This is a genomic window from Streptomyces sp. NBC_01508 (genome assembly GCF_045040315.1).
Classification (GTDB): Bacteria; Actinomycetota; Actinomycetes; order Streptomycetales; family Streptomycetaceae; genus Streptomyces.
In genome coordinates this window covers 2,075,392-2,098,731 of the sequence record NZ_CP109419.1, presented here as the reverse complement: position 1 = coordinate 2,098,731, position 23,340 = coordinate 2,075,392, and the positions used below count along the sequence as shown (strand labels likewise).

General features: G+C 71.1%; 20 protein-coding genes. 10 read left to right on the top strand and 10 right to left on the bottom strand.

Features of this window, described 5'->3' with window-relative positions:
* Positions 1–121 precede the first annotated feature (121 nt).
* The gene (locus tag OG700_RS09405; RefSeq protein ID WP_405611749.1) at positions 122–1,546 is read left to right on the top strand and encodes a sugar porter family MFS transporter; all 1,425 of its coding nucleotides are present in this window, start codon (positions 122–124) and stop codon (positions 1,544–1,546) included.
* 87 nt (positions 1,547–1,633) lie between these two features.
* A complete protein-coding gene (ftsY, locus tag OG700_RS09400) occupies positions 1,634–2,857 on the top strand; it encodes a signal recognition particle-docking protein FtsY (RefSeq protein WP_405611747.1) in 1,224 nt (407 codons plus the stop codon).
* 179 nt (positions 2,858–3,036) lie between these two features.
* Here ftsY and OG700_RS09395 read toward each other — a convergent pair whose 3' ends face one another.
* The gene (locus OG700_RS09395) at positions 3,037–3,696 is read right to left on the bottom strand and encodes a bifunctional DNA primase/polymerase (protein ID WP_405611745.1); all 660 of its coding nucleotides are present in this window, start codon (positions 3,694–3,696) and stop codon (positions 3,037–3,039) included.
* 440 nt (positions 3,697–4,136) lie between these two features.
* Between OG700_RS09395 and OG700_RS09390 the strand changes: the two genes are divergently transcribed.
* From OG700_RS09390 to ffh, 5 genes are all read left to right on the top strand, one after another.
* Positions 4,137–5,609, top strand: coding sequence for a hypothetical protein (locus tag OG700_RS09390; protein WP_405611743.1), 1,473 nt, complete (start codon positions 4,137–4,139; stop codon positions 5,607–5,609).
* A gap of 361 nt (positions 5,610–5,970) precedes the next feature.
* Positions 5,971–7,257, top strand: coding sequence for an ammonium transporter (locus OG700_RS09385; RefSeq protein WP_405611741.1), 1,287 nt, complete (start codon positions 5,971–5,973; stop codon positions 7,255–7,257).
* Positions 7,254–7,592, top strand: coding sequence for a P-II family nitrogen regulator (locus tag OG700_RS09380; protein ID WP_405611739.1), 339 nt, complete (start codon positions 7,254–7,256; stop codon positions 7,590–7,592). The genes OG700_RS09385 and OG700_RS09380 overlap by 4 nt, the downstream gene beginning before the upstream one ends.
* Positions 7,593–7,832: 240 nt before the next feature.
* Positions 7,833–10,283: a [protein-PII] uridylyltransferase gene (locus tag OG700_RS09375; protein ID WP_405611737.1), complete on the top strand. Its 2,451-nt coding sequence runs from the start codon at positions 7,833–7,835 to the stop codon at positions 10,281–10,283.
* Between the two features lie 160 nt (positions 10,284–10,443).
* On the top strand, positions 10,444–11,994 hold the full coding sequence (ffh, locus tag OG700_RS09370) for a signal recognition particle protein (RefSeq protein ID WP_405611735.1): 1,551 nt from the start codon (positions 10,444–10,446) through the stop codon (positions 11,992–11,994).
* 139 nt (positions 11,995–12,133) lie between these two features.
* On the opposite strand, the gene OG700_RS09365 is transcribed toward ffh, so the two are convergent.
* The 9 genes from OG700_RS09365 to OG700_RS09325 all read right to left on the bottom strand — a co-directional run bounded on the left by OG700_RS09365 (position 12,134) and on the right by OG700_RS09325 (position 21,035).
* Positions 12,134–13,354 (bottom strand): phosphopentomutase, encoded by a 1,221-nt coding sequence (locus OG700_RS09365; RefSeq protein ID WP_405611733.1) that lies wholly within the window; start codon positions 13,352–13,354, stop codon positions 12,134–12,136.
* A gap of 12 nt (positions 13,355–13,366) precedes the next feature.
* The gene (locus OG700_RS09360; protein WP_405611731.1) at positions 13,367–14,527 is read right to left on the bottom strand and encodes an alanine racemase; all 1,161 of its coding nucleotides are present in this window, start codon (positions 14,525–14,527) and stop codon (positions 13,367–13,369) included.
* Positions 14,528–14,529: 2 nt separating this feature from the next.
* Positions 14,530–15,633 carry an aminotransferase class V-fold PLP-dependent enzyme gene (locus tag OG700_RS09355; protein ID WP_405611729.1) on the bottom strand — a complete coding sequence of 368 codons (1,104 nt, stop codon included), beginning with the start codon at positions 15,631–15,633 and terminating at the stop codon, positions 14,530–14,532.
* 1 nt (position 15,634) lies between these two features.
* Positions 15,635–16,606, bottom strand: a complete 972-nt coding sequence (locus OG700_RS09350; protein ID WP_405611727.1) for a phosphotriesterase — start codon at positions 16,604–16,606, stop codon at positions 15,635–15,637.
* Between the two features lie 57 nt (positions 16,607–16,663).
* Positions 16,664–18,043, bottom strand: coding sequence for a YhfT family protein (locus OG700_RS09345; protein ID WP_405611725.1), 1,380 nt, complete (start codon positions 18,041–18,043; stop codon positions 16,664–16,666).
* 90 nt (positions 18,044–18,133) lie between these two features.
* Positions 18,134–18,490: a DUF2620 domain-containing protein gene (locus OG700_RS09340; protein WP_405611723.1), complete on the bottom strand. Its 357-nt coding sequence runs from the start codon at positions 18,488–18,490 to the stop codon at positions 18,134–18,136.
* A gap of 13 nt (positions 18,491–18,503) precedes the next feature.
* Positions 18,504–18,890: a transcriptional antiterminator gene (locus tag OG700_RS09335; protein WP_405611721.1), complete on the bottom strand. Its 387-nt coding sequence runs from the start codon at positions 18,888–18,890 to the stop codon at positions 18,504–18,506.
* 129 nt (positions 18,891–19,019) lie between these two features.
* Positions 19,020–19,958 carry a GntR family transcriptional regulator YhfZ gene (gene yhfZ / locus OG700_RS09330; protein WP_405611719.1) on the bottom strand — a complete coding sequence of 313 codons (939 nt, stop codon included), beginning with the start codon at positions 19,956–19,958 and terminating at the stop codon, positions 19,020–19,022.
* Between the two features lie 147 nt (positions 19,959–20,105).
* A complete protein-coding gene (locus tag OG700_RS09325; RefSeq protein WP_405611717.1) occupies positions 20,106–21,035 on the bottom strand; it encodes a methyltransferase domain-containing protein in 930 nt (309 codons plus the stop codon).
* Positions 21,036–21,772: 737 nt separating this feature from the next.
* Here OG700_RS09325 and OG700_RS09320 point away from each other — a divergent pair.
* The 3 genes from OG700_RS09320 to OG700_RS09310 all read left to right on the top strand — a co-directional run bounded on the left by OG700_RS09320 (position 21,773) and on the right by OG700_RS09310 (position 23,285).
* Positions 21,773–22,366 carry a hypothetical protein gene (locus tag OG700_RS09320; protein ID WP_147878267.1) on the top strand — a complete coding sequence of 198 codons (594 nt, stop codon included), beginning with the start codon at positions 21,773–21,775 and terminating at the stop codon, positions 22,364–22,366.
* Between the two features lie 230 nt (positions 22,367–22,596).
* Complete coding sequence (gene rpsP / locus OG700_RS09315) at positions 22,597–23,043, top strand: 30S ribosomal protein S16 (protein ID WP_405611715.1); 447 nt, start codon at positions 22,597–22,599, stop codon at positions 23,041–23,043.
* A 2-nt stretch (positions 23,044–23,045) separates the two neighbouring features.
* Positions 23,046–23,285, top strand: a complete 240-nt coding sequence (locus tag OG700_RS09310; RefSeq protein WP_003980229.1) for an RNA-binding protein — start codon at positions 23,046–23,048, stop codon at positions 23,283–23,285.
* Positions 23,286–23,340: the final 55 nt, after the last annotated feature.

Here is a 23,340-nt window from a genome sequence, read left to right as displayed (position 1 = left end):
GCGCGCCGTCACCTGCGGCTGAACGGCGACCGTCAGGTGGTGGGCCGGACGGAGCTGTGCCCCACTGGAAGGGCTTTCCACCCATGCCCGGCGCATCCTCCGGGCAGCCACAGGAGCCCATGTGACGAGCACAGCGCAGTCGCCGCAGTCCGGTGGCCGACAGGCCCACCCGGAGCACCTCGGCCACGTCATCTTCATCACGGCGGCAGCCGCCATGGGCGGCTTCCTCTTCGGCTACGACAGCTCCGTCATCAACGGCGCCGTCCAGGCCATCAGGGAGCGCTTCGACATCGGCTCCGCGGCACTGGCCCAGGTGATCGCCGCCGCGCTGATCGGCTGCGCCATCGGCGCCGCTACGGCGGGCCGGATCGCCGACCGGATCGGCCGTATCCGCTGCATGCAGATCTCCTCCGTGCTGTTCACCATCAGCGCCGTCGGCTCGGCGCTGCCGTTCGCGCTCTGGGACCTCGCCATGTGGCGGGTCATCGGCGGGTTCGCCATCGGTATGGCCTCCGTCATCGGCCCCGCGTACATCGCGGAGGTGTCGCCGCCCGCGTACCGGGGCCGGCTCGCCTCGTTCCAGCAGGCGGCGATCGTCCTCGGCATCGCCCTCTCGCAGCTGGTGAACTTCGGCATCCTGAACATCGCCGACGGCGACCAGCGAGGCAAGATCGCCGGCCTGGAGGCCTGGCAGTGGATGCTCGGCGTCATGGTCGTCCCGGCGGTCCTCTACGGCCTGCTCTCCCTCGCGATCCCCGAGTCGCCCCGTTTCCTGATCTCCGTCGGCAGGAACGACGCGGCCAAGGGCGTGCTCGCCGAGGTCGAGGACAAGAACGTCGACCTGGACGCGCGAGTGCGGGAGATCGAGGTCAACCTCCGTAAGGAGCACAAGCCGACGTTCAAGGACCTCCTCGGCAGGGTCGGCTTCCTGCCGGTCGTCTGGATCGGCATCGGCCTCTCCGCGCTCCAGCAACTCGTCGGCATCAACGTGATCTTCTACTACAGCGCGTCGCTGTGGCAGTCCGTCGGCATCGATCCCACCAGCTCGTTCTTCTACTCGTTCACCACGTCGATCATCAACATCATCGGCACCGTCATCGCGATGATCTTCGTCGACCGGATCGGCCGCCGGCCGCTGCTGCTGATCGGCTCCGCCGGCATGACGGTGTCGCTGGCCCTGGCCGCCTGGGCGTTCTCGTACAAGAGCGGCAGCGGCAGCAACATCTCGATCCCCAACACCCAGGGCACCGTGGCGCTCGTCGCCGCCCATTCCTTCGTGCTCTTCTTCGCGCTGTCGTGGGGCGTCGTCGTCTGGGTGCTGCTCGGTGAGATGTTCCCCGGCCGGATCCGGGCCGCCGCGCTCGGCGTCGCCGCGTCGGCACAGTGGATCGCCAACTGGGCCATCACGGTCTCGTTTCCGACCCTGTCGGACTGGGATCTCTCGGGGGCGTACGTGATCTACTCCGCCTTCGCCCTGGTCTCGATCTTCTTCATCCTGAAGTGGGTTCCCGAGACCAAGGGCAAGGCGCTGGAGGAGATGGGCTGACCGGCCCCGGGCCCCGGATCGCCGCCCCGTCGGGGCCCGAAATCTCCCCATCGGCCGAAGCCGCCCACCGCCTGCGAAGATGACGTGGTGGACATCGTCATTCTTGCCGTAGTCATCGCCCTGGTCGCTGTCGGTGTGATCAGCGGGCTCGTGGTCAGCAGCCGTAGGAAGAAGCAGCTGCCGCCCTCGGCACCGTCGAGCACGCCGACCATCACGACCCCGCCCGCCGAGCCGCACGTCGGCGACGAGGCGGGGCCGCCACGGGAGGAATCCCGCCGCACCATCGAGGAGGTGGGCCTCCCCGGCGCGGCCGACGCGACCGCGACGCCGCCCGCCGTCGAGGACCCGGTCGTGGGCGCCCCGTCCGTGGTCGAGATCGAGATCCCGGAACCGTCGGCGGGCCGTCTGGTCAGGCTGCGGGCCCGGCTCGCCCGCTCGCAGAACACCCTCGGCAAGGGGCTGCTCACGCTGCTGTCGCGCGAGCACCTCGACGAGGAGACGTGGGAGGAGATCGAGGACACCCTGCTCACCGCCGACGTCGGTGTCGCGCCCACGCAGGAGCTGGTGGAGCGGCTGCGTGAGCGGGTCAGGGTACTCGGTACGCGTACTCCCGACGAGCTGCGGGCGCTGCTGCGCGAGGAACTGCTCGTCCTGCTGCGTACGGACTTCGACCGCGCCGTGAAGACCGAGAGTGGTCTGGACACGCCGGGCGTCGTGATGGTCGTCGGTGTCAACGGCACCGGCAAGACCACGACGACGGGCAAGCTGGCCCGGGTGCTGGTGGCCGACGGCAGGTCGGTCGTGCTCGGCGCCGCCGACACGTTCCGCGCCGCCGCCGCCGATCAGCTCCAGACGTGGGGCGAGCGGGTGGGCGCGCGTACGGTGCGGGGTCCCGAGGGTGGCGACCCGGCGTCCGTCGCGTTCGACGCCGTCAAGGAGGGCATCGCCGAGGGGGCCGATGTCGTCCTCATCGACACGGCGGGGCGGCTGCACACCAAGACCGGGCTGATGGACGAGCTCGGCAAGGTCAAGCGTGTGGTGGAGAAGCACGGTCCGCTGGACGAGGTACTGCTGGTCCTGGACGCGACGACGGGGCAGAACGGCCTCGTGCAGGCGCGGGTGTTCGCCGAGGTCGTGGATGTCACCGGCATCGTGCTGACCAAGCTGGACGGTACGGCCAAGGGCGGCATCGTGATCGCGGTCCAGCGCGAGCTGGGCGTGCCGGTCAAGCTGATCGGGCTGGGTGAGGGTCCTGACGACCTGGCGCCGTTCGAGCCGGAGGCGTTCGTGGACGCGCTGATCGACGGCTGACAGGCGCGTCGTACGGGGCGCCGTACGTACGAAGAAAGGGCCCTTCCGCGTGGTGCGCACGCGGTGGGGCCCTTCGTACGGAGGCGACGCGGCGCGGTCGGGCCGGTGCGGTCGGGCCGGTGCGGCCAGGGGCGCTGCGGCCAGGGGCGCTGCGGCGGGCGGAGGCCGTTGGCCGGGGCTCAGTCGCAGACGGACGAGCGGTGGCAGACGTACGCCAGGGTGCCGAGCAGCAGCCGCGCCTGCGGCGGGTCCGCCGCCGTGTCCAGGGCCGGCGGCCGGAGCCAGCGGACGGGCCCGAGGCCGCCGAGGTCGGACGGTGGGGCGGTGACATGGTCGCCCGCGCCGAGACAGCGCAGATCGAGACCGGCGTCGTCCCAGCCCATCCGGTAGAGCAGGTTGGGCAGTTCGGCGGCGGCGCCCGGCGCGACGAAGAAGTGCGCCCGCCCCGTCGGTGTGGCGGCGACGGGGCCCAGCGGCAGCCCCATCCGCTCCAGCCTGACCAGGGCGCGACAACCCGCCGGTTCGGCGACGTCGATGATGTCGAAGGTGCGCCCCACGGGCAGCAGTACGGCCGCTCCGGGGGTCTTGGACCAGGCCTTGGCCGCATCGTCCAACGTGGCGCCGGCGGGGACTTCCAGCGCGGGGTCCAGCGGATGCGCGCCCGGTGCGCGGCATCCGGCGGCGCCGCAGGAGCAGCGGCCCGCCGCGGCCCGTGCGCCGGGGACTACGTCCCAGCCCCAGAGTCCTGTGTACTCGGCCACCGTCGTGCACTCGATGGTGCGGCCGCGGCGCCGTGAACCGGACCGCATCTCCCGGATTCCGCCGATCGTGAAGCCCATGCCCTCTCCAACAGGTCGAACTTGTCGGTAGTTACGATGCGGAGCCCCGTTGTGACCCTCCGTCGGCGTCCCGCCTCCTTCGTGCACGTTCCGGTGGCGCGAGGCGGCACCCGGGGGGTGGTGAGTCCGCCTCCGTGCGCCCCCGCGTGCACCTCTCCGCCTGTTCCTGATCGTCGTCCGCCAAGTGAATCGCGCCTGGCCGCAGGCGAGTTCATTCGAAGGGGTGGCGAATGGTGGCGTTTACGGAATCCCCCTCGCGGGAGGGGTGATCGTAGGATTACTTTGAGTATGCGAACGATGGGAAGTCACACGTTCGTGGTTATGCCGCGGGCAACTCGGTTTCCTGTTCGAAGGAGCGCGACCTCCGGACAGACGACCGTAACTGACGGCATTCTGGTAGAAGTTCGCGCGACAGGGCTTCAGCGGATGGGGGCGTTCCAGTGGTCGGCAGCGGCGCAGACGGTACGGCTACCGGCAAGCGCTCGAACGAGCAGTTGAGTTCGTGGTTCAGGCGCAGCGGCTGGTCCAAGGGCGAACTCGCGCGCCAAGTCAACCGCAGAGCGCGCCAGATGGGCGCTCACCACATCAGCACGGACACCTCGCGGGTACGCCGCTGGCTTGACGGCGAACAGCCGCGGGAGCCCATCCCGCGCATCCTCTCGGAGCTGTTCTCGGAGCGCTTCGGCACCGTTGTCGCGGTCGAGGACCTCGGACTGCGCTCCGCGCACCAGTCGCCCTCGGTGTCCGGCGTCGATCTGCCCTGGGCGGGACCCCAGACCGTCTCCCTGATCAGCGAGTTCTCGCGCAGTGACCTGATGCTGGCCCGACGCGGCTTCCTTGGGACGTCGCTCGCGCTCGCCGCCGGACCGGCCCTCATCGAACCGATGCAGCGCTGGCTGGTGCCCACCTCACCGGCCGACCAGGACGGCGCGGGCGCGGCCACGGTGCGCCGCCCCTCCAAGCTCTCCACGCCCGAGCTGGACCTCCTGGAGTCCACCACGGTGATGTTCCGCCAGTGGGACGCGCAGTGCGGCGGCGGGCTGCGCCGCAAGGCGGTCGTGGGGCAGCTCCACGAGGTGACGGACCTGCTCCAGGAGCCCCAGTGCGACGTCACCGCGCGGCGGTTGTTCCGGTGCGCGGCCGAACTGTCCGAGCTGGCAGGCTGGATGAGCTACGACGTGGGCCTCCAGCCCAACGCCCAGAAGTACTTCGTCCTGGCCCTGCACGCAGCCAAGGAGGCGGGGGACAAGGCCCTCGGGTCGTACGTCCTGTCCTCCATGAGTCGTCAGATGATCCATGTCGGCCGCCCCGACGACGCCTTGGAGCTGATCCACCTCGCGCAGTACGGCAGCAGGGACTGCGCCACGGCCCGTACGCAGTCCATGCTGTACGCGATGGAGGCACGGGCCTACGCCAACATGGGCCAGCCCGGCAAGTGCAAGCGGGCGGTGCGGATGGCGGAGAACACCTTCGCCGACGCGGGGGACGACGGCGAACCGGAGCCCGACTGGATCCGGTTCTTCTCCGAGGCGGAGCTCAACGGGGAGAACGCGCACTCCTACCGAGACCTGGCCTACGTGGCCGGGCGCAGCCCGACGTACGCCTCGCTCGCCGAACCCGTCATGGAGCGCGCCGTCCAGCTTTTCGAGAAGGACGACGAGCACCAGCGGTCGTACGCGCTGAACCTCGTCGGGATGGCCACCGTCCACCTCCTTAAGAGGGAGCCCGAGCGGTCCACGCCACTGATCAAGGAAGCGCTGGGCATCGCCAAGAAGGTGCGCTCCGAGCGCGTCAACACGCGACTGCGCAAGACGGTGTCCACAGCCACCAGGGACTTCGGGGACGTCTCCGAGATCAGCCAGCTCACCGAGCAACTCACCGAGGAGCTTCCGGAGGCCGCAGAAGCCGTCTGAGGGGCCCGTGGAACGCCTCGTAGGGTTCCCCCGCGCCGTTCCCGCGCCGGCGGGATTCTCGCGCGTCCCCCGGGCGCCTCTCGGTGTCCGGCAGTGGCGCTCACCCTCCCCCGTACGACCCGACACGCTTCCCCACGCCGGGTCACCTGGGTGGGTGCCGCGGCCGGATTCTGCCATCACCGCACCGTGCGACACGGCAGTTCATCCAGGCGTAACACCTTGGACCACTTCGTCACTGGCGTGAAACATCGGGCGGCATCGACCGAAATCACCCCACGTCAATCTCCTCACCACTAGTCGGCCCACAGAAGTAAGAGCATCCGCACGGGCCGTATTTCCCACCCACGAGGAGACGCCGGCCTTGAATGGCGCAGATACCGCATTCGTATTGATCAGTGCCGCGCTCGTCATGCTGATGACGCCCGGCCTGGCCTTCTTCTACGGCGGCATGGTCCGGGTGAAGAGCGCCCTGAACATGCTCATGATGTCCTTCATCTCGCTCGGCATCGTCAGCGTGCTGTGGGTGCTCTACGGGTACTCGCTCACCTTCGGTGACGACATCGGTGGAGGACTGCTCGGCAACTTCGACCACATCGGTCTGAAGGGCATCACCGCCGAGACGCTCACGGGCGGCGACGAGGGAATCCCCGTCTACGCCTTCGCCCTGTTCCAGCTCATGTTCGCCGTACTGACCCCGGCGCTGATGAGCGGCGCACTCGCCGACCGCGTCAAGTTCAGTGCCTGGGCGCTGTTCATCGGCCTGTGGGTCACCGTCGTCTACTTCCCGGTCGCGCACTGGGTGTGGCAGGCCGACGGCTGGCTCTTCAAGCTGGAAGTGATCGACTTCGCCGGTGGCACGGCGGTCCACATCAACGCCGGTGTCGGAGCACTCGCCGCGGTCCTTGTCGTCGGCAAGCGCATCGGGTTCAAGAAGGACCCGATGCGGCCGCACAGCCTGCCGCTGGTGGTTCTCGGCGCCGCGCTGCTGTGGTTCGGCTGGTTCGGCTTCAACGCCGGCTCCGCCCTCGCCGCCAACGGCACGGCCGCGACCATGGCCTTCAACACGCAGATCGCCACCGCCGCGGCCATGCTCGGCTGGCTCATCTACGAACGCATCAGGCACGGCGCGTTCACCACACTCGGCGCGGCCTCAGGAGCCATCGCCGGTCTGGTGGCGATCACCCCGTCCGGCGCGGCCGTCAACCCGTTCGGCGCGCTGCTCATCGGCGTCGTCGCCGGCGCGGCCTGCTCGTGGGCCGTCAGCCTCAAGTACAAGCTGGGCTACGACGACTCGCTCGACGTGGTCGGCGTCCACCTCGTCGGCGGCGTCATCGGCACCCTGCTCGTCGGCGTCCTCGCCATCGACGGCGTCGGCGGCTTCTCGCAGCTCGGCAAGCAGGCGGTCGGCGCCTTCTCGGTGATGGCGTACTCCTTCGTGGTCTCCTGGATCCTGGCCAAGATCGTCGATGCCACCATCGGCTTCCGGGCCTCCGAGGACGACGAGACCAGCGGTGTGGACATGGCCTTCCACGCCGAATCCGCCTACGACTTCAGCGCGGTGGGAGGCTCGCCCTCGGGCCGAAGCAGTGTGACCGCTCCGGACAAGGACCTCGCCGCCGCGACGCAGAACAAGAAGGTGGACGTATGAAGCTCATCACCGCAGTCGTCAAGCCACACCGACTGGACGAGATCAAGGAGGCCCTTCAGGCCTTCGGCGTCCAGGGTCTGACGGTCACGGAAGCAAGCGGCTACGGCCGGCAGCGCGGCCACACCGAGGTCTACCGGGGCGCCGAGTACACCGTTGACCTCGTACCGAAGATCCGCATCGAGGTGCTGGTCGAGGACGGCGACGCCGCGCAGCTCATCGAGGTCGTCGTGAAGGCCGCCAGGACGGGCAAGATCGGCGATGGCAAGGTGTGGAGCGTGCCGGTGGACACGGCGGTCCGGGTCCGTACGGGGGAACGCGGCCCCGACGCTCTCTGACACCGGACCCGGTCCGATGCCGGCGCGTGCTCGGTGAGCGGGCACGCTCCGGCGCCGGGCGCACTCCGCCAAGAGGTGCGCCCGGCGCCGCTCGCGTCTCCGGGCACGGGGCGCGAGTCGGCGCCCAACTCGCGACAACGTCGCGCGAGTTGAGACACCGAGCGCGCTCGGAGAGCCGGACGCGCAGCGAAACCGGGCGTCCCGCACGCGGGACGCCCGCCGAAAGACGGGACCTGCCGGGTGACCACTCCTGAACAGACCACCGGACAACCGGACTCGGAACCCAGCGGCTACGCGGCGGCCCGGCTGCGCCTGCTTCACGAGAAGACACGGTCCGGGCCACCGCGCAGGGCCGCCCTGGCCCGGCTCACGGACGACTGGCTGCACGCGCTGTTCACCGCCGCGGCCCGCGCGGCCGGCGTCCAGGGCGCCGCCCTCGTCGCCGTCGGCGGCTACGGACGTGGCGAACTGTCGCCCCGCAGCGATCTCGACCTGCTCCTCCTGCACGACGGCAGCTCCGACGCCGCGGCCATCGCCGCGCTCGCGGACCGCGTCTGGTACCCGGTGTGGGACCTCGGTCTCGCCCTCGACCACTCCGTACGTACGACCGCCGAGGCCCGCAAGACCGCCGGCCAGGACCTGAAGGTGCAACTCGGACTCCTCGACGCCCGGCACATCGTCGGTGACCCGGCGCCCACCGCCGCCCTGCGCACCGCCGTACTCGCCGACTGGCGCAACCAGGCCCCCAGGCGCCTTCCCGAACTCGACGAACTCTGCCGCGAACGCGCGGAGCGCGGGGGCGAGCTCCAGTTCCTCCTCGAACCCGACATCAAGGAGGCGCGGGGCGGGCTCAGGGACGCCACCGCGCTGCGCGCCGTCGCCGCGTCCTGGCTGGCCGACGCCCCCCGAGAGGGGCTGGCCGACGCCCGTCGCGCGCTCCTCGACGTACGTGACGCCCTGCACCTGACGACCGGCCGGGCCACCGACCGGCTCGCCCTCCAGGAGCAGGACGGCGTCGCTGCGGACCTCGGCGTCGGCGACGCCGACGAACTCCTGCGACAGGTCTACGAAGCGGCGCGCACCGTGTCGTACGCCTGCGACGTCACCTGGCGCGAGGTCAACCGCGTCCTGCGCTCCCGCGCCGCCCGCCCCCGCCTCCGCGCCCTCCTCGGCGGCAGCAGGCCCGCCCCGGAGCGGACACCGCTCGCCGAAGGCGTCGTGGAGCAGGACGGCGAGGCCGTACTCGCCAGGACGGCGCGCGTGGAACGCGACGCCGTCCTGCCCCTGCGCGCCGCTGCCGCCGCCGCCCAGTCCGGGCTGCCGATCTCGCCGTACGTCGTCCGACGGCTCGCCGCCGCGCGCCCGCTGCCCGTGCCGTGGCCAGCGGCGGCACGTGAGGAGTTCGTCACGCTGCTCGGCGCGGGGGAGCCGACCGTCGCCGTCTGGGAGGCGTTGGAGGCCGAAGGCCTCATCACGCGCCTCATCCCCGAGTGGGAGCACGTACGTTGCCGGCCCCAGCGCAACGCCGTGCACACCTGGACCGTGGACCGCCACCTCGTCGAGACGGCGGTCGAGGCGTCCGCGCTGGCCCGGCGCGTGAGCCGCCCCGACCTGCTCCTGGTCGCCGCCCTGCTCCACGACATCGGCAAGGGCATGCCGGGCGACCACTCCGTGGCCGGCGAGCCCGTCGCGCGCTCCGTCGCCCTGCGGATCGGCTTCGACCGCGCCGACGCGGACGTCGTCGCCGCACTCGTACGCCACCATCTGCTGCTCGTCGAGACGGCCACCCGGCGCGACCTGGACGACCCGGCGACCGTCAGCGCCGTCGCCGAGAAGGTCGACTCGCTGTCCACCCTCGAACTGCTCCACGCGCTCACCGAGGCGGACGCCCTCGCCACCGGGCCCGCCGCCTGGTCCACCTGGCGCGGATCGCTCGTCACGGACCTCGTCGGCCGGGTCGCCGCCGCCCTCGAGGGCAGGGCGCCCGCCGTCCCCCGCCCCGTGGTGACCAGCGCGGAACAAGAACGCCTCGCCGTCGAGGCGCTGCGCACCGGCGGCCCCGTCCTGTCCCTGCACGCCCAGCCGGAGCCTCCCCAGGAGGACGACGAACCCGAGCCGGTCGGCGTCGAACTGCTCATCGCCCTTCCCGACCGCCCCGGCGTCCTGCCGGCCGCCGCCGGGGTCCTCGCGCTGCACCGGCTCACCGTGCGGGCAGCCGATCTGCGCACCGTCGAACTGCCCACGGCGCTCGGCGAGGTCTCCGACGTCCTGCTGCTGAGCTGGCGGGTCGCGGCGGCGTACGGCTCCCTGCCTCAGGCGACGCGGCTGCGCGCCGACCTCGTACGCGCCCTGGACGGCTCGCTCGACATCCGGTCCCGGCTCGCGGAGCGCGAGGCCGCCTACCCCCGACGGCGCGGTACACAGGCACCGCCGCCCCGGGTGACGGTGGTGCCGGGCAGTTCGGACCTCGCCACCGTCATAGAAGTACGCGCGCAGGACGCCCCCGGTCTGCTGCACCGCATCGGGCGGGCGCTGGAGGACGCGGCGGTACGGGTCCGCAGCGCGCACGTCTCGACGCTGGGCGCGAACGCCGTGGACACCGTGTACGTCACCCGCGCCGACGGCGCCCTCCTGACGGAAGGCGAGGCGACGACGGTCGCGAAGATGGTGGAGGAGGCCCTGCGCAGGTGACCGGGGGGTGGCGGGAACGGCGCCGTACGGGGCGGAACGACGCCGCGTGCGAGGGCCCCGTAGGGGCATTCCCACCGGGCAGCGCCCTCCGTGTTCGCCCGGCCGGATACCCTGGAGAGCAATCCACTCTGCCCCCGACCCCTGAGGACCTACGAGCGCCGTGTTCGATACCCTCTCCGATCGCCTCTCAGCGACTTTCAAAACCCTCCGCGGCAAGGGGCGACTGTCCGAGGCGGACATCGACGCCACCGCACGCGAGATCCGCATCGCGCTCCTCGAGGCGGACGTCGCGCTCCCCGTGGTCCGCGACTTCACCGCGAAGGTCAAGGAGCGGTCGCGCGGTGAGGAGGTCTCGCGGGCGCTCAACCCCAGCCAGCAGATCATCAAGATCGTCAATGAGGAGCTCGTAGGCATTCTCGGCGGCGAGACGCGACGCCTGCGCTTCGCCAAGCAGCCCCCGACCGTGATCATGCTCGCGGGTCTCCAGGGCGCGGGCAAGACGACCCTCGCGGGCAAGCTGGGCCTCTGGCTCAAGGGCCAGGGTCACTCCCCGCTGCTGGTCGCCTGTGACCTCCAGCGCCCCAACGCCGTCAACCAGCTCTCCGTCGTCGCCGAACGCGCGGGCGTCTCGGTGTACGCCCCCGAGCCCGGCAACGGCGTCGGCGACCCGGTCAAGGTCGCCGAGGACTCGATCAAGTACGCGAAGGACAGGGTCCACGACGTCGTCATCGTCGACACCGCCGGTCGCCTCGGCATCGACGAGGAACTGATGCGGCAGGCCGCGGACATCCGCGACGCCGTCAGCCCCGACGAGGTCCTGTTCGTCGTCGACGCGATGATCGGCCAGGACGCGGTCAACACCGCGGAGGCCTTCCGTGACGGCGTCGGCTTCGACGGCGTCGTGCTGTCCAAGCTCGACGGCGACGCCCGCGGCGGCGCCGCGCTCTCCATCGCGCACGTCACCGGCAAGCAGATCATGTTCGCCTCCAACGGCGAGAAGCTGGACGAGTTCGACGCGTTCCACCCGGACCGCATGGCGTCGCGCATCCTCGACATGGGCGACATGCTCAGCCTCATCGAGAAGGCCGAGCAGACCTTCAGCCAGGCCGAGGCCGAGAAGATGGCCCAGAAGCTGGCGAAGGGGCCCAAGGAGTTCACGCTCGACGACTTCCTGGCGCAGATGGAACAGGTCCGGAAGATGGGCTCCATCTCGAAGCTGCTCGGGATGCTGCCCGGCATGGCGCAGATGAAGGACCAGATCAGCAACATCGACGAGCGGGACGTCGACCGTACCGCCGCGATCATCAAGTCCATGACGCCGGGCGAGCGGCACGAACCGACCATCATCAACGGCTCACGCCGGGCACGCATCGCCAAGGGTTCGGGCGTCGAGGTCAGCGCCGTGAAGAGCCTGGTGGAGAGGTTCTTCGAGGCCCGCAAGATGATGTCGAAGATGGCGCAGGGCGGCGGGATGCCGGGAATGCCGGGCGCCCCGGGCTCGGGCGGCGGGCCCGGCAGGCAGAAGAAGCAGCAGAAGCAGGCCAAGGGGAAGCGGCGCTCCGGCAACCCGATGAAGCGCAAGGCCGAGGAGCAGGCCGCCGCGGTACGGCGCGAGGAGGCGGCGCAGGCGGGCGGGGCGTTCGGCCTGCCGGCGGCCGAGGCGGACAAGAACTTCGAACTGCCCGACGAATTCAAGAAGTTCATGGGCTGAGGCTGGGGCTGAGGCCCCGCTTCGGCCGGAGGCACGGTGACGTGGTGGCGGGGTCGGCCTGCGCGGTGGCTCCGGCCGCCACGTGACGCGGCGCCCGGCCACGGCGCGGCACTTGCCGCGGTCACCGCGTGCGGCCGGACTACCGACCGAGCAGCGTCGTTCCCGTTGTGAGGGCGTCCACGTCCAGTCCCAGGGCCGCCGCGGCCGTCGCCCCCACGTCCGCCAAGGTGGCGGCGTCCGGGAGGAGTTCGATCCCCGTGGCGTCCGGGCGATGGATCAGGACGGGGACGTACTCGCGTGTGTGGTACGCGTGGCCGATCGTCGGATCGTTGCCGTGGTCCGCCGTGACGATCAGACGGTCACCCGGCGTCGTGAGCAGCCCCGTCAGCTCGGCGAGCCCCACGTCGACCTGCTCCAGGACGCTTCCGTAGCGCCCCGTGTCCTGCTGGTGGCCCGCGAGATCGGTCTCCTGGACGTTCGCGACGACGAGTCCGCCCCGCCCGCCCCGTACCGCCGCCAGCGTGTGCTCCAGCACTTCCCCCGTCGCGACGGCGGGGCGCCGTACCGCTGCCTCGCACGCCAGGATGTCGGCCGCCTTGCCGACGAGGGTGACCGGGACGCCCGCACGGGCGGCGACGTCGGGCAGTTGCCCGGTGTGGTCGAGGTCCACGCCCAGATGCCGCACCTGGAGGCCGCCGTTGCGGTAGAAGCCGGTGGCCGGGGTGTCCAGGCCCACGGTGCCGCCGTCACCGGCTCGTACGTACGTGGCGAGCGCCCCGTCCGCGTGGCCGCCGACGGCGATCACGCGGGCGACCGGCGCGACCGCCCGTACCGTGCGGGCGATGGCCAGGATCCCGTCGAAGGACATGTCGTCCAGGCGCCCGGAGGCGTTCCAGTTGATGCCGGGGTCGGCCTCCAGATTGTCGTGGACCAGTACGGCGCCGTCGACGAGCAGAAGCGGCTGCCCCCGCAGCGGCTCGACAAGGTGCCCTGCGGACTTCAGCGCGCCGCTCACCTCGTCCAGATGCCCGGCGAACGGGGCCACCGTCACCCGGCTGAAGTCCGCGCCCATCATGGTCTGATGACCGGCGAAGGTGTCGGCGCCGGGGTAGCCGAGGGCTGCCCGGCCCGCGGCGACGGGGCGGGCGGTCCGCCGCGCGAGATCAGGGTGCGGATGGACGAGGCCGAGGCCCAGCGCCCCGAGCGCGGGCAGCCGGAGCGGCCGGCCCAGCGACGCGCGGCAGTGGTCGAGGACATGCCCGCAGGTGTCGGCGGTGAGATCGCCGGGCCGTAGCGACCCCGCGTCCGGCATCGGGCCGACACCGAACCCGTCGATGACGACGATCACGGTCGTGCTCATGGCTCTGACTCCTTACCGGGCCCGCCCCTGGGCGTCGTACAGGCCGGTCAGCCGGGGTTCTCCGGTGGAGAGCCCGGCGACGACCGCGACGGTCGAGCGGGTGACGAAGATCTGGGTGCGGAAGGCGAGTACGGCGGTGTCCCCGACCTCAACGTCCGCGGCGTGGGTGGGGCGTTGGAGCAGCCGGTAGTAGTCGATGTTCTCCGGCGGAGCGTCCTGCACGGGCAGGCGCAGCCCGGTGCGCGGCAGCAGGGCGTCGCGGATGTGTGCGCGCGGGTAGAAGCCCCCGCCGTGGATCGCGGGCCGTCCGTCGGCGAGCGTGTGGGCGACCTCGCTGACGTACACGTAGGCGGGGCGTTCGGGCTGCTGGTGGTCGACCGCGTGCAGCGGGGTCGTCCCGGTGAGGGCGTGGCCCGGCTCGCCGTGCGTGGCGCCCATCTCGGCGAGGAGGGGGAGGGAGGCCATGGATGTGGCACTGGGCGCGCTGAGCCTCAGCCCTTCGTGTCCGCGCGCCGCCAGCAACTCGCGCGCCGTGATCGCGAGTTGAAAGTTCTGCGTGGGTGTCGGCGCGCCGGTCAACGGATCGCACAGGACGCAGGGGAACGCGGTGACGCCCGAGAGCCTGATGCCCGGCAAGGCCTCCGCCGCCGCCGCGAAGCCGTCGAGGCCGGCGAGCGGTACGCCGCCCTCCTGCCCCGGGTAGACCTTGTCGGTGCCCTCAAGACGCACGAGAACGTCCTGGACGAGGCCGAGCCGCCGGGCGGCGTCCGAGACGGCGCGGGCGTTGGCGAGGTCGAAGACGGTGACCGTCTCCGGCCGCCAGCCGAGCATCTCGGGCAGCTGACGGGGCGGGATCTGTACGAGATGGCCGAGGTTGCCGGCGCGTGCCCCCGCGTCGTGCAGCAGCCGCGCCTCGTACGGCTCGATCGCCGCGAACCGGGGGATGTGCCGGGCGATCGCCCGGATCAGCGCCGGATTGCGGCCGATCTGCTTGACCACGAACCAGAGCGAGAGGCCGAGCCGTTCGGCCTCACCGGCCAGCAGAGCGGCGTTGGCCTCCACGGTGTCGGCGTCGACCACGTACGTGTCGGGTGGGATGGCGCCGGAGCGGTGCAGCGAGACCGCCACATCGACGAGCGCGGGGTTGCGGGCCAGGACAGCGTCCAGGAACACGGTCAGTCCTTCAGGTCGTGCAGCGAACGGCGGAGGATCTCGATCACCAGATCGGCCCCGGCCCGCATGGGGTTGATCCGCACCGTCCGGTCGGCGAGTTCCGGAGCGTCGTCGAGGGACGAGCTGGACATGCGGTAGAAGAGCGGGGCGATCTCGTAGCGGGAGTTGGAGCCTACGGGGTACGGCGCGGCGCCGTACCGCGCCGCCGCGGTGGGCAGTTGACGCGCGACGGGGCGGTCCAGGCGTACGAGCAGACAGCGGTCCTGGGTGTTGGCGATCCGTACCTCCGCCACTCCGGGCACCTCGCCGGCGGCGAGGCGGTCGGCGATCTCCGCGCCGACCTGTGACTGGACGGCCCACATCACGGGGACGTGGGCGAGGGCGCGCAACGCGTCGAGTGCCTGGTGCCCCTGTACCTGGCCGCCGCCCGAGTAGTTGTCGGCACGCACGCGCTCCACGAGGTCGGCCGCCCCGACGACGGCGCCGACCCCTTCGGGTCCGTGCAGTTTGAAGAGCGAGAAGCACGAGGCGTCGGCGCCCAGCTCAACTCCCGACAACGGGGCGCGCATTACCGCGTAGTTGTCGTCCACGATCGTGCGCACCCCCGTGCTGCGGCAGGCCGCGAGAACGTCTCCCGCGTCGTACGAGTCCGTGAGCCGTTGCCGGCTGTGCTGGACGTACGCCCACCCGGATTCCCCCGAGTCCAGGGCCCGGCGGAGCGCCGCGTCATCGTTGAAGTCCGTCTCGACGGTGCGGACTCCGAGCCCGCGCAGTGTCACCGCGGTCGTGCGGTAGACCGGCGCCCGGTGGATCAGCAGCGGATCGCCGGGCCCGACGGCGCCCTGGAGCGCCGCCCGGATGGCGCCCGTGCCCGCGCCCTGCACCAGCGCGGCGTCCTCGGCGCCGAAGAAGTCGGCCAGCACCGATTCGACCCGCGCGGTGGTACGGGGCCGGCCCAGGCCCGGCACCACACCCGCGTCCGCCTCGAAGAGCTGCTGACCCTCGAAACGCGCGGCGGTGCACTCCAGCAGCCGGAACTGCATCCGGACCGCGTCGTCCAGCGGGATCGTCGCCAGGGGAAAGGTGCGCGGCAGTTGTGCGGACATCTCAGTTCTCCTTCGGGTCCGCGCCGGTCAGGAACCGCAGCGGATTGCGCCGTGTCATCAGGTCGATCAGGTTCTCGTCCACACCGGCCGCGCGCACCCGGGGCAGGAACGACCGGAAGAGATGCCCGTACCCCTGGCCGCCCTCCGACCGAAGATAGGCGTGTCGGGAGATGTCGCAGCTGAGCAGTACCCGGTCGGCATGGCCGGCCTCCACCAGCGCGAGCAGGAGGCGCAGCCGCGTGGTGTCGCTCTGGTAGCTCTCCTTGCCGACGGTGTCGAAGGCGACGTACGCGCCGCTCGCCGCCAGCTCACGGTGCACCGCCGGGGCGTCAAGAAGGTCCTGGTGGCCCACCGAGACGCGGTGCGGTGACAGACCTGCCCCGGTGAGCAGTTCCAGCTGGGCGAGGCCGCCGCGGCCGAGCTGGGCGTGGGTGGCGACCGACAGGCCGGTGGCGACGGCGGCGCGCGCCGAGGCCAGCAGCGCGCGGCTCTCGGGCTCGGTCGGCATGTCGCCGTGGCTGCCGATCTCACCGAGTACGCCCGGCCGGATTCCGGTGTCGCCGAATCCGTCGTCGCTCTCACGTACGAGCGTCGCGGTCAGCTCCTCGACGCTCGCCCCGTCGAGCTCCGCCGGGTGGAACGGTTCGTAGTACCAGCCCGTGGCGGCCACCACCGGCACCCCGGACTCCGCGGAGATCCGCGCCAGGGCCTGCGGTGAGCGGCCCATGCCGCGGCAGGTCAGCTCGACGACCAGGCCGAGACCGTACTCCTCGCGCAAGGCCGCCAGTTCCGTGGTGACGGCTGCCCCGTGCCGGTCCACGTGGAGAACCGCCGCGCCCTCCCCGGCACGGTCGAGGTCGAGGACCAGGTGCTCGTGGGCGAGCGCCGGCCCGCGTACGGCGGAGGTGGGCAACGGGCCGGTGACGGTGCGCAGATCGCCTGGTCGGAGCGCCTGGTCGGAGTACTGCTGCATGGTGCGGGGGCCTTCCTGTGGGGTGCGTGTTCGCCGCGGTGGGTCCCGGAGCGCCCCTTATCCCTTGATCGGAGTGAACAGGTCCAGCCAGTAGAGGACGTTCAGCAGTACGCCGCCGACGATGACCGCGGCGGGCGCCGCCGCCATCCGCACCACGGGGCGCCCCATCGACTCGTTGAGCAGGTAGAGCCCGCCCACGATGAGAATGCCGAGGCCCCCTCCCATGACGTTGGCGGCCATCAGCGAACCGAAGAGGATCGCGAGCCCCAACGCGTCGCCGATCGCGCTGCGCAGGTGCTCGGAGGAGTCACGCACACTCGGCAGCTTCCCGAGGACCTTGCCGATGGCGGAGAGCGCCAGCACCTCGATGGCGAAGACCGCCGCGCCGACGACGGCGGCGAGGAACGGGTTCGGCATGAGGTAGCCGATGGGGTAGACGAAGGTGAAGCCCGCGATGCCGTACGCGCCGGAGGCGAGCGCGGTGGTAGCGATCAGCGGTAGGAAGCCGAACGCCCGGTAGAAGTCCACCTGGGCGGCCTCCGCGTAGTCGCCCTTGGCGATCAGGAAGCTCGTCGCCTCCCCGCCGCCGAACACATGCGACTGGGCGAGCACGCAGACGCCCGCCCCGAGCAGCATGAAGAGCGGCAGGTGGCGGCGCAGTCGCAGCGCGCTCGCGCTGAAGAGCGAGGCCATCGGATTGTCCGCGTCGTCCGCCGCCCCGTCCTTCCCCTCCGGGGGCACCTCGCCCGCCGCGACAGCCTTCGCCGCCTCGGCCCGGTCCAGCCTCCGCTGCGCCAGGTCCTTGTTGACGGCGAAGCCGATGAGCGTCAGGACGCCGACCGCCATGGCGATGGAGCCGGGGAAGACATCGGGCCAGACCTTCATCGTGATCACGACAAGGGCCAGCTCGACGACCGCGGCTATCCCACCCCGTAGCCGCCCGAACTGCTTGGTGATGGCGAGCACCGGAAACAGCGTGAACAGGAACAGGATCGGCGTCGACATCTGCTGGAGCGCGGTCAGGAAGTCCACGGGCAGGTCGTGCGCGACGTTGTTGGCCCCGTTGAGGCCGAACACGACGACGGCGCCCCACGCGCCGCCCAGCAGCGGAGCGATCCACTTCTTGGGCGACAGGATGCCCAGGATGTCGGTGGGCAGGAAGACCAGCCACGGGTTGAGCACGCCGGTGGACAGCGCCATCGGGGCGCCCAGACCGAAGATGAAGCCGGCCGAAAGGCCGAAGGACACGGCGGTGGTGGCGTTGCGCGTCGACCGCCCCTGGATGAAGTCGAGCATGAACGGGCGTACGCCGTCGTTGAAGACGGCCAGTGCCATATGGGAGATGAACGCGGTCAGCGCACACAGCGCTATCACGGTCAGTTGCTGTGCCAGCGAGAAGTCGAGGTTCGTCGAGCTCGCTGCGAGGACGCTGTTCACGGGATTCACTCCTCAGTGCCCGGCGGGGTCTTGGGCCCGGCGCGGGGTCTTACGCGGTCTGTCAAGCCCTTCCGGGCTCATACGGGGCCGTCAGCCGCGGGCGGCGATGGCGCGGGCCATGAGCGGGGCGATCACGTCGATCTGGTCGATGGCGAAGCCGAAGACCTTCTTGCCTTCCGCCAGCAGGGCGTTCACCTGGTCCTCCGTGGGGACGGAGCGGCCGAAGGTGTGGCAGGCGGGCTTGCCGAGCAGTCCGACGAGGACGCCGAGGGAGGCGCCGGCGCCGGTGTGGCAGGTGCCGAGGAAGTAGTCGGCCTGGCCGCCGCGGATTTTCATCGCGGCGTCCATGTCGTTGGAGACAGTGATCTCGATGCCGTCGAGGCCGAGCTTCTTCACGGTCTCCGTGACCTCGGCCTTGCCGACGCCACCGGTGAGGATCTTCGTCATGGCTGGTTCCTTCTCATGTCTCGCGCCGTGGAGGCGAGTTCTGGTCGAGCAGGGCGAGGTGCAGTCCGAGGAAGTTGATCTCGGAGTCGGGGAGGGGCGCGCCGAGTTCGGCGGCCGCGCGTACGGAGACGGCGCGGGCCCGGGCCACCGCGTCCGGGTGCCCCGCGAGTTCGGCGGTGATCTCCGAGTCGGTGGGGAATTCCGCGATCGGCTCGCCGTTGAGCAACCTGGTGAGCGCCATCATGAGGTGACTGGTGAGTGTGCCCGCGGTCTCCTCGGTGACGGTGCGGCCCTCGGTGCCCAGGGCGTCCAGTTCGGCCGTCACGAACGCGGCGATCTCGGGCCGGACCTGGCCGCTCTCGCGGAACAGCTGGATGCGGAGGGCGAGTTGGTCGTCCATGGTGTTCCCTTCGTCCCTTCAATACGACAGTAACCAGGATTCTGGATTTTGAGCAGAGGCTCGGCCGCTTCTTTTTCGCGGTGCGGGGGGAGGGTGGCCCCGCACCGGACGGTGCGGGGCGTGGCGGGGTCAGTACGACGGTGCCCGCTCACCTCGCAGCACCTCGGCCTGGCAGGCCGTGATGACCGACAGGTCGAGCGAGTCGCGTACGGCGTCGAGCGCCTTCGCCCCCTCGGTCCTGCCGATGATCGCGGCGCGCGAGTTGCGCAGCGACAGGTCGCGGGTGACCTCGTCGCCCAGCGGCAGCACGTCCACGCCGGCGCCGAGCCGGTCCTGCACCTCGTCGAGGTTCCACAGGGTGGCGTCGACACGGTCGTGCGCGAACAGATCGCGCAGCTGCATGTACGACGCCTCGACCCATCTGATGTCCGTGCGTCCGGCGAAGACCCGTTCCGCGAGTATGCGTTGGTCCTCGGAGGCGTGGTCGACGGCGACGCGCAGCCCCTTCGTCTCCAGAGCCGCGCCGTGGCGCAGCAGCAGCCCGTGCGCCCCCACGTACGTCGCGGGTCCGAGGTCCGCGACGAGTTCCACGGGGCGCTCCTCGATCAGCCGGTCGGCGGCGAAGCGCGAGAGAACCACCAGGTCGACCTTGCCCTCGATCAGCGCGGTGGTGCGGGCCCCGGCGCCGCGCATGAACGTGATCGCGAAAGGCGCCCCGGCCTGCTCGAACGCGGCGCGCAGTCCGGTGGCCAGGCCTTCGTATCGGTGGGAGTAGGGCAGCGGCATGGCCGCCAGGAGGGTGCCGAGCCCCGAGAGTCGCCAGAGGACCGAGCGGTCGGAGTGGACGAGGAACGTGCCGAGATGGCCGCGTGCGGTCGTGCGGATCGCGCCCGCGGTCTCCAGGAGTTGGAGCGCGGCCTGGACCGTGCCGTTGCCGACGCCCAGTTCTTCGGCGAAGTCGCGGACACGGGGCAGGCGGGTGTCCGGCTCGTGGTTGAGCAGCAGAACGGCGAGCTGCCGGGCGGCGAGGCCGTTGCGGGTCAGAAAGCGTTCGTCGAAGCCGGTCACAGAAGGGACAGTAACCAGGATTCTGGATACTGACAAGGGACTCCCGGCTTCCCCATCCGCGTCAGGTCTGTTTCGGTCCGTCCGCTCTGTACTGTCCCGCTGCCCTCGGTGCGAAGGGCGGTCGGCGGCGCACCGTACGGGCCGTCGTCAGGGCGTGCGTGCGATCAGGTAGCGGAAGACGTTGGGCATCCATACGGTGCCGTCGCGCCGGACATGCGGGTGCAGCGCCTCCGCTATCTCCTTCTCCACCTGGGACTGGTCCGTCGCCCGCACCGCCGCGTCGAACACTCCGGTCGACAGCAGCCCGCGCAGCGCGCTCTCCATCCCCGCGTAGCCGAACGGGCAGGACACCCGCCCCGACCCGTCCGGCTTCAGCCCCGCACGCGCCGCCACGTCCTCCAGGTCGTCCCTGCGCGGCGCACGGTAGCCACCGCCCTTGCGCAGCCGGTCGGTCAGTCGCCCCGCGACCCGCATGACGGCGGACGTCGCGCAGCGCTCCGGCGGTCCCCAGCCGGCGAGCACCACCGGGGTGCCGCGGTCCGCCATGGGCACCGCCTCCGCCAGCGCCGGTCCGAGCCCGTCCGAATCGCCGGTGGCGACACCTATGGGCTGGAAAGCCGTGATCACGTCGTAGGAAGGGCGCTCCGTCTCGACGGCAGCGGTCGCGGTGGCGCCGCCGGTCAGCACGCGCGCCCGCGCCCGGCCGCCGAACATCCCCCAGGAGCCGTCCGCGGACCTCCCGGGCGCCGAAGACGGTGCCGCGTGGGCCATGGGGCGCGCGTCGTCGACGAGCCGCTCGCGAGCCAGCGCGACGCGTTCCTTGTCGGCGTCCACGCCGGTGACATGGGCGCCCCTGGCGGTCGCGATCAGCAGCGCGAGGCCCGAGCCGCAGCCGAGGCCCAGCAGCCGGGTGCCGGGGCCGACCTCCAGGCGCTCGTACACCGCCTCGTAGAGCGGCACCAGCATCCGTTCCTGGATCTCGGCCCAGTCACGGGCGCGCCCGCCCGCCTCCGTAGAAGGATCCGTCGACGCGGCGTTCACCTGCTGCTGGTGGTGCTGGACGAGCGTACGAGTCATTGATAGCGCCCCAATCCGGCGAGAGTCCTTGTGCCCTGATTGACAGCCCCCGTGTACGTGCGCGCCTTCGTTCCCCGTATGCCAGGGAACTCCGCATCCGTGCCCGCGTCCAGTGGTGCGCGGGCAATCCTTGCGTGCTCCGGTCGTACGCCCCGGCGCACGGAGAATCGCCCTCACCGGACGTTGTCCGCCTACGGTGCGAGCCTCCGCCGAATCGCCCCTGGCCGCGCCCCGAAGGCCGCCCGTGCGGCCCCGCGCACAGCCCGCGCGGGCAAGGCGGAACGGTGCACGGGGGTTACCGAGGGGCATCGGCGGAGACTGGGCCGAAAGGGTGAGGCCGCCGGGGTGGGATCTCTCAACTCCCCACCGCCGGAACCGGTATCGGGTGATTGCGCGCGCCCCGCCCCGACCGGGGCCGATGCCGGGGATCGGCGGCGCGCCCGATAATGTCGTTCTTGTGGTCCCGCCCGTCCGGAGAGGCCTGGGCGGCGACGGCATCGGCGCGATCGCCCGAGTAGTCGTCGGCATGTGTGGCTTCGGTCTGGTGTACGTATTTCTCCTACGCGTCCAGACGTAGCCGACACTACGTACCGCCTTGTGGCGAGAAGCGAGGCTTCTCCGCAGATCTACGCACCCGCCCTCGTCAGGACGCATCAATGGCAACTGACGGGTACGTGCAAAATATTTGGGATGCCCCGGAATGGAACCCGGGAGGGTCCAGGCTCGTTGTTCACGACGTGAGCACGACACCACCTGTTCTCGCCGCAGAGCTGGCGCAGGCGTGGGCCGAGATTCAGCGGCACCACACCGAGCTGCCCGATCTTGCCGCGCCAGAGTCCCTGATCGGAGAATCGTCGTCCGCCTGCGGCGCCGAGCTCTCCTTCGAACGACTGCTTCACGAGGCAGTCCATGGCATCGCCGCCGCCCGGGGGGTCCGAGACACCTCCCGAGCCGGCCGCTACCACAACCGCCGATTCCTTGCGATCGCCGAGGAGTTGGGCCTGGACCATTCCGAGGAGCCGCATCCCAGCAGCGGCTTCTCCCTGGTATCACTCAACCCCGAGGCGAGACGGCGCTACCGCCCCACCATCGAGCGGCTCCAGCGCGCCCTCGCGGCGCACACGGTCGCGACGACGTCCGACACCGAGCGCAGCTTCCGCGGCCCCGCCGCGCGGCACGGCTCGTCGGGCGGCGGGGTGCGCGTGAAGGCGGTCTGCGACTGCGGCCGCAACGTGCGCGTCGTTCCGTCGGTCCTCGCCCAGGCCCCGATCGTCTGCGGCGGCTGTGGCAAGCCGTTCCGCATTCCGGAAGTGGTCGCCGCTGCGAGCTGAGCACCACCGTTTGTCCGCCCGGCCCCGGAGCCGCCCCTCGTCAGGAGCTGCCCCGGTCGGGCGGGGCGCGGCGCGCCTCAGGCGTGTGGCACAATGGCCAGCTGTACTCGACAGTCGCACAGGACCCCTCTCTCCTCCGGCTGACGCGTCCATCGGGCACACGAGTACCGCAACCCCACGCGGCATGTCGATGTGCCCAACCACGTCAAGATCCAGGAGAGACCACTTCCGTGGCAGTCAAGATCAAGTTGAAGCGTCTGGGCAAGATCCGTTCGCCTCACTACCGCATCATCGTCGCCGACTCCCGCACCCGCCGTGATGGCCGGGCGATCGAGGAGATCGGCCTGTACCACCCGGTGCAGAACCCGTCGCGTATCGAGGTCGACTCGGACCGTGCGCGTTACTGGCTGTCCGTCGGCGCCCAGCCGACCGAGCCGGTTCTCGCGATCCTCAAGCTCACGGGCGACTGGCAGGCGCACAAGGGCCTGCCCGCGCCGGCGCCGCTGCTCCAGCCGGAGCCGAAGGCCGACAAGCGTGCCCTCTTCGAGGCGCTCACCAAGGACGGCGACGAGCCCAAGGGTGACGCCATCACCCCGAAGGCGAAGAAGGCGGACAAGAAGGCGGACGACGCCGACGCCGCTGCTTCGGCGCCCGCCGCTGAGCCGACCGAGGCCTGAGCATGCTCGAGGAGGCTCTCGAGCACCTCGTGAAGGGCATCGTCGACAACCCGGACGATGTGCAGGTCGCCTCGCGCACCCTGCGCCGCGGCCGTGTGCTCGAGGTACGGGTCCATCCCGACGACCTCGGTAAGGTGATCGGCCGCAACGGCCGCACCGCACGCGCCCTGCGCACCGTCGTGGGCGCGATCGGCGGCCGTGGCATCCGCGTCGACCTCGTCGACGTGGACCAGGTCCGCTGACAGAGTTGTGAACCGGCAAAGACCGGGGAGGGCCATGGCCCTCCCCGGTCTTTGC

What these genes read in the sequence shown, in the direction of transcription:
- OG700_RS09395 (WP_405611745.1), bottom strand. Translation starts at nt 3,696, where the DNA reads ATGGGCTTCACGATCGGCGGAATCCGGGAGATGCGGTCCGGTTCACGG.
- OG700_RS09380 (WP_405611739.1), top strand. Translation starts at nt 7,254, where the DNA reads ATGAAGCTCATCACCGCAGTCGTCAAGCCACACCGACTGGACGAGATC.
- OG700_RS09365 (WP_405611733.1), bottom strand. Translation starts at nt 13,354, where the DNA reads ATGAGCACGACCGTGATCGTCGTCATCGACGGGTTCGGTGTCGGCCCG.
- OG700_RS09355 (WP_405611729.1), bottom strand. Translation starts at nt 15,633, where the DNA reads ATGTCCGCACAACTGCCGCGCACCTTTCCCCTGGCGACGATCCCGCTG.
- OG700_RS09350 (WP_405611727.1), bottom strand. Translation starts at nt 16,606, where the DNA reads ATGCAGCAGTACTCCGACCAGGCGCTCCGACCAGGCGATCTGCGCACC.
- OG700_RS09340 (WP_405611723.1), bottom strand. Translation starts at nt 18,490, where the DNA reads ATGACGAAGATCCTCACCGGTGGCGTCGGCAAGGCCGAGGTCACGGAG.
- OG700_RS09335 (WP_405611721.1), bottom strand. Translation starts at nt 18,890, where the DNA reads ATGGACGACCAACTCGCCCTCCGCATCCAGCTGTTCCGCGAGAGCGGC.
- OG700_RS09325 (WP_405611717.1), bottom strand. Translation starts at nt 21,035, where the DNA reads ATGACTCGTACGCTCGTCCAGCACCACCAGCAGCAGGTGAACGCCGCG.
- OG700_RS09310 (WP_003980229.1), top strand. Translation starts at nt 23,046, where the DNA reads ATGCTCGAGGAGGCTCTCGAGCACCTCGTGAAGGGCATCGTCGACAAC.